Source organism: Enhygromyxa salina (assembly GCF_000737335.2).
GTDB lineage: Bacteria > Myxococcota_A > Polyangia > Nannocystales > Nannocystaceae > Plesiocystis > Plesiocystis salina_C.
In genome coordinates this window covers 1-11,259 of record NZ_JMCC02000169.1, presented here as the reverse complement: position 1 = coordinate 11,259, position 11,259 = coordinate 1, and the positions used below count along the sequence as shown (strand labels likewise).

The window sequence follows — 11,259 nt, the reverse complement described above, 5'->3', positions numbered from 1 at the left end:
TGGATCGCCGCGCGGGTGTCGAGGTGCGCGCGGCGACGCTGCAGCGTGAAGCTCAGATCGGCGAGCGAGACCTCGCGCCCGGCTTCGCTCAGCCACCGACCCAGCCGGCCCGCCACCCGCGCGAGCGCGGCGTCGTCGGTGCCCGACAGCGGGAATAACCACGGCCCGCTCGCGCCCTCGACGGCCGCCGGCGCGGCAGGTCGCGGCGCCTCCTCGAGGACCAGGTGCGCGTTGGTTCCACAGAACCCAAACGAGCTGACCCCGGCCCGGCGCGGCCGCTGACCGCGAGGCCACGCCCGCAAGCTGCGGTTCACGAAGAAGGGCGTGGTCGCGAAATTGATGTGCTCGTTTTCTTGCTCGGCGTGCAGGGTGGGCGGGATCGCCTCGTGCTCGAGCGCGAGCAACATCTTCAGCACCGAGGCCACCCCCGCGGCCGTGACCGCGTGGCCAATGTTGCTCTTGACCGAACCGAGCGCGCAGAAGCTCGAGTCGTTGGTCTGCGAGCGAAACGCCTCGGTCAGCGCGTCGACCTCGACGGGATCACCCAGGCGCGTGCCGGTGCCGTGGGCCTCGACGCAATCGAGGCTGCGCGGTGAGATCCCAGCGGCGGCGTGGACCGAGCGCAGCAGCTCGGTCTGGGCCCGCGGGCTTGGAGCCGTGAGCGCGTTGGTGCGCCCGTCTTGGTTGATCCCGCTCGCGCGGATGATCCCGTAGATGCGATCCCCATCGCGCTGCGCGGCCGCGAGCGGCTTGAGCACCACGACGCCAACACCCTCGCCGGGCACGAAGCCGTCGGCGTCGTTGGCGAACGAGCGGCAGCGACCGGTCGGCGAGAGCATGTGCGCGTTGCTGGCGAGCACGAAGAACGCGGGGGTCAGGCTCACGAACACGCCGCCGGCCAGGGCCAGCTCGCAGCTGCCCGCGCGCAGGCTCTCGCAGGCCAGGTGGATCGCCACAAGCGAGGCCGAGCAGGCCGTGTTGACGACGATCGCCGGGCCCGTCAGATCCAGCGCGTAGGCGATCCGTCCGGCGATCACCGAGCTCTCGTTGCCGATCATCGCCTGCGGCGCGCGCTTGCTCCCCGCCTGATCGAGGATGTCGACGTAGTCGCCCGACGAGGCCCCAACGAACACCCCGTAGCGCCGCCCCGGTCCGCGCTCGCGGCTCGCGTAACCAGCGTGCTCGAGGGCGTGCCACGAGGTCTCGAGGAACAGGCGCTGCTGCGGCTCACACAGCTCCGCCTCGCGCCGCGTCATGTCGAAGAAGGCCGGATCAAAGCGATCGACCTCGTCGAGCACCCCGCCCCACTGGCAGTAGGTCGTGTCGTCGCGCTGCGGATCCGGGTCGTACCAGGTCTGCAGATCCCAGCGCTCGCGGGGGATCTGCGCGACGCAGTCACGGCCGCTGCTGAGGTTGGCCCAGAACGCGTCGAGGTCCTCGCCACCTGGAAACCGACCGCCCATGCCGATCACGGCGATCGTGTCGGTGTCCGCAGTCGCGGCGACAGGCTCGACGCGCGCGGCCGTGCGCGGTGACGAAGTTGGTGACGCTGACAGCGACGCGGGGATCGGCGCGGGCACCTCGATGACGACCTTGCCCAAGTTGCCGCGCTCGCCGAGCAGCGCGTAGGCCTCGCGGACCCGCTCGATCGGGAGCACGCTCCCGATGGTTGGCAGCACCGCGCGGGCATCCAGGGCCGCGACCATGCGATCGATGTAGGCCCGCGTGAGCTCTGGATCGCGGAGCATGAGCCGACGCAGATCGACGCTGATGAAGCTCTGGTTGTCGTACAGCCCGCTGAGGTCGAGCTTGGCCGCGGCCTTGAGCCCGGACATCGCGATCTCGACGTAGCGCCCGCCTGGCGCGAGCAGATCCAGGCCCTTTTGGATCGCGTCACCCGCCAGCGTGTTGAGCACCACGTCGACGCCGCGGCCACCGCTGAGCTCGAGCACGCGGGGGTGGAAGTCGTGCTCGACGTAGTTGATCGGGTGGTGGACGCCAAGGCTGCGCAGGTAGTCGAGCTTGGTCGCCGTGCTCGCGGTGCCGTAGATCGTCGCGCCCACGCCAAGCGCGAGCTGCACCGCGAACAGCCCGACACCACCCGCGGCGCTCTGAATCAGGATCGTCTCGCCTTCGCGCAGCTGCGCCCGCGACAGCGCGTGCTCGGCCGTCAGGTACGCAACCGGCGTCGCGCAGGCCTCTGCGAACGAGACGTTGTTGGGCTTGCGGATCACCGCGCTCGCGTCGACGAGCACCACGCTCGCGTGGGCGCCCATGCCCGCGCCCATCACCGCGATCACCTCGTCACCCACGGCTGCGCTCGTGACCCCAGGCCCGATCGCGTCGATCACCCCGGCGAGCTCGAAGCCAGGCGTGAACGGGTAGGGCGGCATGGTCGGGTAGAGCCCGCGCACGCTCAGCAGGTCGCCGAAATTGAGCGAGAAGGCGCGCGTCCGCACCCGCACCTGACCGGGCCCGGGCGCGCCCACCCGGATCGTTGCCAGCTCCAGGGTCTCGATCGTTCCAGGCCGGCGGATCAGCACCGCCTGCCCAACTACGCTCGACTCGGCAGGGCTCGACTCGGCAGGGCTCGACTCGGCGTGGCTCGACTCGGCGTGGCTCGACTCGGCGTGGCTCGACTCGGCGTGGCTCGGCTCGGCGTGGCTCGACTCGGCGTGGCTCGACTCGGCGTGGCTCGGCTCGGCGTGGTCCCCCGCGGGCTCGAGTGCGCCCGCGCTCGCGAGCGCCTGCAGCCGCTGCAGGCCTTGCTCCGGGGACAGCTCGCCGCGCTTGATCAACTCGAGTAGCTCACGCCTGGTCATGTCGGGACTCGCTGGCTTGGGACAAGAGGGCTTCGATGTCCGCGACGTCGAGGTCGCCGGCGGCGAGCCGCTCGAGGTCGTCGAGGCTCAACCGCTCGGGGGCCCCAGTGGGTGGAGTGGGTGGAGTGGGTGAAGGGGGCTGCGCGAGCGCGTCGGCGTGGTGCGCCAGCAGCCACTCGACCAGCGCCCCGATCGTCGGGCAGTCGAACAGCAGGGAGGTCCGCAACACCAGGCCAAGCCGCTCGCCGAGCGCGTTGATCAACGCTACGCCGGTGATCGAGTCGACGCCGTAGTCCGCGAACACCAGCGCCTCGGATGGCCCTTCAACGGTCACGCCCAGCGCCTGCGCGAGGCTGTCGGCGATGACCCCTTCGAGGGCCCGACGCACGCTCGAGGTGTCGAGCGGGGCGGCTGCGTCCACGGGGCGGGCGGCGTGTGGGAGGGGCTGGGCTTGCGGCAGGGTTGCGGACGGGACTGGCGGCTGGACTGACGGCTGGACGGGCTGAACCGGCGGCTGAGCTGGCAGCCCGAGCACACGATCACAGCGGCCAACAATGATGTGCTGTCCGACCTCGCCGCCGCCGGGACTGCGATGACCCAGCGCGGCCACCTGCGACAAGCCCTGCGCGGCCAACAGGTCGCGCCAGCGGGGCGCGTCGAGCAGCGGCGCGTGGGGCAGGCGTCGGTCGTGATCTTCGCTGAGCCACCAGCCATCGACGAGGCCGAAGGTCATGGTCAAGAAGTCGGTGACGGCGGTCGCTTCGTTGAGCACCAGCCACCCGCCCGCGCGCAGCAAGGCGACGAGCTGCGCGACGCTCTGGTCGACCCGCTTGGTCGCGTGCACGACGTTGGCCCCGATCACGACGTCGTAGGTCGCGTGGTCCCAGCCTTGGGCGGAGGCGTCGCGCTCGATGTCGAGGGTGGCGAAGCGTGCGAAGGGGAACGCGGCCGCGAACCGCCGACGACCCCGCTCGACAAAGCTCGGGCCGATGTCGCTGAAGGTGTACTCGACCTCGACCTCGAGCGCGGCGAGGGCCGGCAGCACGAACGCCGTCGTCCCGCCGGTCCCAGCCCCGACCTCGAGCACCCGGATCAGCCCCCCACGCGCGCGGCCGAGGGCGCCGACCAGACCCGCGACCGTGGCGGCCATCGAGCGGTTGAAGTAGTCCGCGATCGGGTTGCCGCGGTAGGTCTTCTCGACCAGCTCGGGTGAGGCGCTGGGGAACAGCAGGGCGGTGCCCTGGATCGCGCCGCCAAGCACCTGCGGGGTCCCGGCCGCGCAGACCCGGAGCAGGCGAACGTGGGGCTCGAGCTCGGGGTGATCGTCGAGCAAGCTGGCCCACGCACGCTCGCGCGCCGCTGGCTCGAGCGACCCGGTCGCCGCCGCTTGCAGCTGGCCATGTCGGACCAAGATCTCGACCAGCGCGTCGAGCAGCCGCTCGCGCGCGGGGATCAGCCCAAGCGCGCGCTCGAGTCGCGGACGATCGACGCCGCCCGGGGTGAACGCCGCGGCGAACGGCTCGAGCTGCGCGCGCAGCTCGCGAACCGCCAGATCGGTGAACCGCTCGAAGCCACGCTCGAGTCGCTCGAGCAGGGCCTCGCTGAGCAGCGGGGGCGGCTCGTGCAGCGCGATCGGGAACGCGGGGCTGCGGCTGCTCGCCGGACTGCGCACGCCCATCGCCGCGAGCGCCTCGTCGGTGGCCGCGACGGCGATCACCGCCGCCGAGCCAGCGGCGAGGGTTCGGTCCATGACCTCGAGGCCGTCGCGGACCGACAGCGGCAGCACACCCAGCTTGGCCACCCGGGCCTGGTACGCGGCCGCACGCACGACGCCGACCTCGCCCCAGTAGCCCCAGTTGATCGTCCCCGCTCGCGGCACGCCGTGGGCCCGGAGCCAGTGCGCGAACGCGTCCTCGAAGGTGCAGGCGGCGGCGTAGTTGGCCTGGCCCGGGCTGCCCGAGAGCGCCTGCGCCGAGGAGAAGAACAGCGCGAAGTCCAGCGCTTCGCCAGCGAGCGCCTGCATCAGATGCACGCTGCCTTCGAGCTTGGGCCGCAGCGCCGCTCGCAGCTCGTCTACCTGCATCCGCGCGAGCGAGCGATCGCGCATGACGATCGCCGAGTGGAAGACGCCGTGGATCCCACCGAAGCGCGCGCGGGCTCGCTCGATCGCCGCGCGCACGGACGCGGGCTCGCCAGCGTCCGCCTGCAGGTAGATCGCCTCGCCCCCCGCCGCCTCGATCCGCGCGAGCTTGGCCGCGATCTCGGTCTGCTCGTGGTCCACCGGTCGGCGCCCAACCAGCACCACGCGGGCCTGGACCCGTCGCGCGAGGTGACAGGCGAGCTCGAGTCCGATCCCACCCGCGCCGCCCACGATCATGTACACGCCGCGCTCGCGCAGCGGCGCCGGCGTGATCGCGGGCGCCAGGCCAAGGGGCTCGAGCGCGGCGGCGTAGCGCAGGCCGCCGCGAACCGCCACGCCGCCGACCTGCGCGGTGCCGGCCTCGGTCAACAGCCGGGCCGCCGTGAGATCTTCGAGGCTGCCGAGGTCGACGCAGCCGATCTGCGACGCCGCGTGCTCGCGGGCGAAGGACATCACCAAGCCCGGCAGCGTCGCCGCGCGTGGATCGACCGCGTCGTCGGCCAAGACCGCCTGTACGCCGCGGGTGAACAGCGTGAGCTGGCGGCCGGGCGCCGGCCAGCCGCGCGCGATCAGGCCCTGCAGCAGCCCAAACACCGCCACCGTGAGCCGCTGGATCGGCTCGGGATCGATCTGCGCGGGTGCTTGGCTGTTGGCGGTGTCGGCTGGGATCGCCACGATCACCACGCGCTCGGGCACGCCGCGGGCGAGGACGCTGGCGAGCGGGTCCGGCTCGGCCAGATCACGCAGCGCAGCCAGCTCGATGCTCTCGGGATTGGTATCGCGCGAGCGCAGCGACGCGATCAGCTCGCCAACGTGCGCCTGCGCCCCCGCGGTCGCGACCACCAACACCCGACCGACGCCCGCGGGTGGCTCGAGCTCGGGCACCCGCGACCACGCCCGCGCGAAGCAGATCTTGGCCAGGGGATCCGCCGGCGCGCGCACGCGAATGTCCTCCAAGCTGACAAGCGTCCGGCCCTCGGCGTCGACGAGGCGCGCGGCGTAGCGCTGTGGACCCTCGGCGTGCGCGACCACGTGGGTGGCCTGCTCGATCGGGCCTCGCTCGACGTAGCGGCCGAGCGAGGCGGGCAGCGGGGCCCTCGCGCCTGGCGGCACATCGACGAGGGCCGCGACGGCCTGCAGCGCGGCGTCGAGGGTGCCCCAGCGAGTGAGCTCTCCGGCGTGGTCGCTGGCGTGGGCGGCGGGGTCGATCGGGCCCAGGCGGGCGATCACTTCGTCGCTCGTGCGGGTCAAGCTCTCGATCCGCTGAAACGTGGGCCCGTACGCGATGCCCTGGCGCTCGAACTGCGCGTAGCAGCGCGGGCCGTCCAGGGTTGGCTCGCGATCGAGATCCAAGCGCGCGACCGAAACCGGCGAAGCCAGCGACTCGGGGTCGAGCGCGACGACGGTGGCGTGGGCAACGACCGCGTCGGCGACGTGCGCCTGCGTGTCCCACCGCTCGACCCGAACGCGGACGCCGGCCTCGCTTGGCCGCAGCACGAAGCGCAGCCCTGTCAGGGTGTCATCGAGCTCGAGCGGACGGACCCAGGTCAGGGCCGCGAGCGCGAAGGGCCGGGGGGCGTCGGGGATCTCGGCCATGAGCGCCGTGATCAGCGTGGCGATCACCACGCCCGGCACCAGCGCGCGCGCGCCCACTTGGTGCGCTGCCGCGAGCGGGTGAGTGGGGCCCAGCCGGCTCCGAAAACTCAGCTCTCGCTCGGCCACGCCCGCCAGCAGCGGGCCCTCGAACCGCGCGTCTGGCCTTGGCGGCCGCGGCAGCCAGTGACGCTCGCGCGCGAACGGGTAGGTGGGCAGCGCGATCCGGCGTCCGCCCGCGCCCGGTGGCCGCGACAGGCTCGCGCCACCGACCCAAGCCGCGGCGAGCTGCTCGAGCGGCGTCGTCGGGTCGAGGGTGGGCTGCGGGTCGGCGGCCGCGGTCCCCTGATGCAGCCCCTCGAGCGCGTCGCCGCCGTCCACAAAGGCCTGCAGCCGCGCGCGGACCTCGGGCAGATCCCGCGCGACAAAGGCCAGTCGCGTCGGCATGGGCTCGCGGCCAACCGCGAGCGTGAACGCGACGTCGACGAGCTGAAGCCCCGGCGTTGATCCAAGGTGCGCGTCGAGGTTGCGCGCGAGCGCGGCGAGCCGGCTTGGATCGCGCGCCGACAACAACACGAGCTGGGCCTGGTTGTTCACCTGTGCGCGCGCCCGCGACTGGTAGCTCTCGATCAAGAGGTGAGCGTTGGCGCCACCGGCCCCGAACGAGCTCAGGCCCGCCCGCCGCGACGCGCCGGGCGATGGCGCGACCCATGGCGCGACCTGGGTCTGGACCTCGAAGGGCGAGTCCGCGAGCCCGGCGTAGGGATTGGGCGGGGTCGCGTGAAGGCTGGGCACCAGCTCGCCGTGCTGCAGCTGCAACAAGATCTTGGTCAGCCCCGCGATCCCGGCGGCCGCCTCGAGGTGTCCGATGTTCGACTTGATCGAGCCGATGGCGCAGCGTGGAGCCGACTCGCTGCGGGCCTGCCAGGCCCGCGTGAGCCCGCGAATTTCAATGGGATCACCCAGCTCGGTGCCGGTCCCGTGGGCTTCGACGTAGCTGATCGTCGCGGGGTCCCAGTCCGCCTCGCTCAGGGCCGCTTCGATCAGCGCCGCGTGGGCGTGGGGGTTGGGCACGCTGAACCCCCGGGTCTTTCCGCCCGCGTTGAGCGTGCTCGCGGCGATCACCGCGAGCACCCGATCACCGTCGCGCTCGGCCGCGCGCAGCGGCTTGAGCAACACCGCGCCGACCCCCTCGCCATCGACGAAGCCATCGGCGTTGGCCCCGAACGCTCGGCACGCGTCGCCCTGCGAGAGCATGCCGACGTTGGCCAGGATCCGCAGGTGATCATCATCGAGGATCAGGCTCACGCCGCCCGCGATCGCAACCCGACACTCGCCGCGGCGCAGGCTCTCACACCCGAGATGGATCGCCGTCAGCGAGCTGCTGCACGCCGAGTCGACGGCGAAGCTCGGGCCCCGAAAGTCGAACAGGTACGAGACCCGGTTGGCGATGCTCCAGTAGGGCGCGTTGGCGGGCGTCCACGCCCCGCGATCCCGGCACACGGCCCCAAGCCGGCCGTAGTCGCCGTGCATCGCCCCCACAAACACGCCGACGCTGCGATCGTCGCCGCCGATCGACGCGCGGGTGTGGCCGGCGTCCTCGAGCACCGCCCAGGCCGTCTGCAAGAACAGACGATCCTGGGGATCCATGGCCTCGGCCTCGCGCGGCGAGATCTTGAAGAACAGCGAGTCGAACTCGTCGACGCCCTCGATCAGGCCAGCCCAGCGCGAGTAGTTGCGGCCTGGCTTGCCCGGCGTGGGATCGAAGTGCGCGCGCCATCCGAACCGTGCGTCGGGCAGCTCGCGAATGCAGGACTCACCGCGGCGTAGCTTCTGCCACAGCTCGTCGAGATCACGCGCGCCCGGGTAGCGGCCCGCGACGCCGATGACCGCGATCGGCTCGCGGGCGGCGGCGCTTGGGCGTGCCTGCGCTGGCGCCCGCTCCCGCTTGGGTGCTGGCGCGGGCGGCTGGTCTGGCGCTGGCGGTGGCGTTCGCTGCCCTCGGTGAACCAGTCCACGAAGGTCTTCGCTCGCGGGCGAGAGGCCTTCGCCCGAGCTGAGAACAGGCTCGCCAAGCAGCCGCTCGAGCGTCTCGCGGTGCTCCGCGAGCAGGTGGGTGGCCAGCAGCCGCGGGCTGTCGTGCTCGAACAAGGCTGTGGGTGTGAACTCGCCAAGATCCTGGCGCAGGCGCTCGGCGAGATCGATGATCATCACGCTGTCGATCCCGAACGCACCGAAGTCGGCGTCAAAGTCGAAGTCGCGCAGGCCAACGACCTGCTCGAACACCTGGGCGAGGTAGCCGTCGATCCGCGCCTCGAGGCTCTCGATCTTCGAGTGCCGCGTGGTCGTGGTCGTGGTCGGGCTCGCGCTCGCGAGTGACGCGCGCGCCAGGCTCGGCGCCGGGGTCACACCGATGCGCTCGAGCACCGCGGCGTCCGCCTTGAACACCAACGCCTGCGTCGCCGGGGTGGCGAGCAGACCCTCGAGCGCGGCGATCCCTTCGCGCGCTGTGATCGAGTGGATCCCAAGCACCTGCATGCGTCGGCGCAGCGCCGGCGTCGCGAGCTGGCCGACCTCGCCCCAAAACCCCCAGTTCACCACCAGCACCCGCGCGCTCGTGCGGGCCGCCAAGCTGTGGGCGTAGGCGTCCTCGAAGCTGCTCGCGGCCGCGTAGTTGGCCTGACCGGGGCTGCGCGTGAACGCGGCCGCGGAGCTGAACAGCAGGTACAGCGCGGGCTCGCGCTCGCGCATGAGCTGCTCGAGGTTGAGCAGCCCGCGGGTCTTGGGCACCAGCGTCGCGCGCAGCTGGGCGGCGCTCATGTCTGCGAGCGCGACGTCGTCGAGCACCATGGCCGCGTGCACGAGCGCGTGGATTCGGCCGACCCGCGCGAGCACGGGCGTCAGCGCGGCGCGCAGCTGGGCCGCGTCGCCGATGTCGGCGGACACGTACTCGAGCTGGCCGCCGAGCGCCTCGAGCTCCTCGCGCTTGGCGACCAGCTCCGCGTCGAGCGGGCGCCGACCGATCCACACCAGCGTCGAGCCGCGCGCCGCGAGGTGGCGGCTGAGCGTCATGCCGATGCCCCCCGCGCCGCCGACGATCACCCAGGTCGCGCCAGCTGAAAGCGCCGCAGGCTCGGCGGGGGTCGGCAGCCGCAGCCGCTCGAAGCTCGGCGTGTGAAGTGTGTGGCCGCGCAGGGCCGCGCCGATCGTCGACTCACCCAGGCACCGCTGCACCAGCGCGCGCAGGCCCTCGACGTCGACCGCGTCCGCGGGCTCGAGATCCACGCAGCTCACCGTCCACGCTGGCGCTTCGCTGGCGAGCGAGCCACACAGACCAAACAAGCCCGCGGCGTGCGGCGCCAAGCTCTGCCGCTCGGCCTCGCTGGTTGCACGACAGCGGTTGACGAGGGCGAGCACGGCGATCGGCTGCCTGCGCCAGCCCGCGTCGAACAGGCCCTGCACGAGGTGGAGGAAGTCGACGAGCCCGCGGGTCTCGACCGCCTCGAGCGCGGCGAGGTCGTCGGCGCCCAGGTCATCGGGGATCAGCGCGGCGGCGTGGATCACCAGATCGGGCGGCGCGTCGCCGAGCTGCTCGGCGACCGCGGATCGGGTCAGCGGGCCGCGGATCCGGGTCACCTCGGCGCCCGCGAGCGCTACGTCGAGCCACTTGGGGCTCGCCAAGCTCGTCGCGTGCTCGAGCACGAGGACCCGGCGCGCGCCCAGGCCAAGCTCACCCGCGGGCGCGAGCGGCTCGGCGCGCAACCCAGGGACGAAGCAGGCGTCCGCGATCGCGTGGGGGGCGGGTCGGTTGGCGACCCCACGCAGGCGCGCGCACGCGTGGCCCTGCGCGTCGAGCAGCGTCAGCGTGAAGCTCCGCCCGTCGCTCGAGCAGGCCCACACCAGCGCGGGTGGCCGGGCCGCGAGCACCCGGATCTCCTCGACCGCGAAGGGCATGCGGGCCTCGCTGACCCCGGCGTGGGCCTCGAGCCAGATCGCCATGCACTGCAGCGCCGCGTCGACGCTCGCGAGGCTCAGCGGCTCTGGATCCGCGAGGGTCGCCGCGCCGCGCAGGCGCGCGAGCACGCCCCCTTCGACGATGTAGATCTCGTCGAGCACCTGCAGGCTCGGCCCGTGCACGATCCCCACGCCGCGCAGGCGCTCGTACACGCCGGCGCTCGCCAGCGTCGCCCCCTCGCGCTGGGCGTGTGCCAAGGTCGGCGCGCGCTCGTGGTCCTCGGGGCCGTCAGGCTGCTCGGGCAAGTCGAGCTCGATCCGACAGCTGGCGAGCGCGCGCCCATCTTCGTCGCTGAAGCTGCACACGTAGCCGGTCCCCGACGCGTCGCGGCGCAGCTCGGTCTGCAGCGCGCGGGTGTCTTGCTCGAGCGCGAACGGGGCCGTCCACCGCAGGTCTCGGAGGTGGCAAGCGCGGGTGGGCTCGACCCAGGTCGCGGCCTCGAACGCGGCCACGATGTACGCCGCGCCAGGCAAGATCGCGCGCCCGTGCACGTGATGATCGACGAGCGGGAGCTGATCCCGGCGCCAGCTTCGGACGAAGCGCAGCCGGCCATCCAAGGCCGCGCGCCCATCCACTTCTCCAACGTGGGTCGCCGCGGCGGGCGGCACCAGCATCGGCGCCGAGGCCAGCTCCGGCAGCCAGTGGCGCGCGCGGGCAAACGCGTAGCCGGCCTGGTCAACGATCTATGC

The 11,259-nt window shown here is 72.6% G+C and carries 2 protein-coding genes; both read right to left on the bottom strand.

Features of this window, described 5'->3' with window-relative positions:
• Positions 1–2,822, bottom strand: a 2,822-nt coding sequence (locus DB30_RS38775) for a beta-ketoacyl synthase N-terminal-like domain-containing protein (RefSeq protein WP_146662603.1), incomplete at its 3' end; no start/stop codon positions are given.
• Entirely contained in the window at positions 2,809–11,184 is an 8,376-nt protein-coding gene (locus DB30_RS38770; RefSeq protein ID WP_052558907.1) for an SDR family NAD(P)-dependent oxidoreductase, read from the bottom strand. The genes DB30_RS38775 and DB30_RS38770, both read right to left, overlap by 14 nt.
• Positions 11,185–11,259 lie beyond the last annotated feature (75 nt).

Coding starts and splice junctions, on each gene's coding strand:
- DB30_RS38770 (WP_052558907.1), bottom strand. CDS start 11,184: ATGCTGGTGCCGCCCGCCGCGGCGACCCACGTTGGAGAAGTGGATGGG.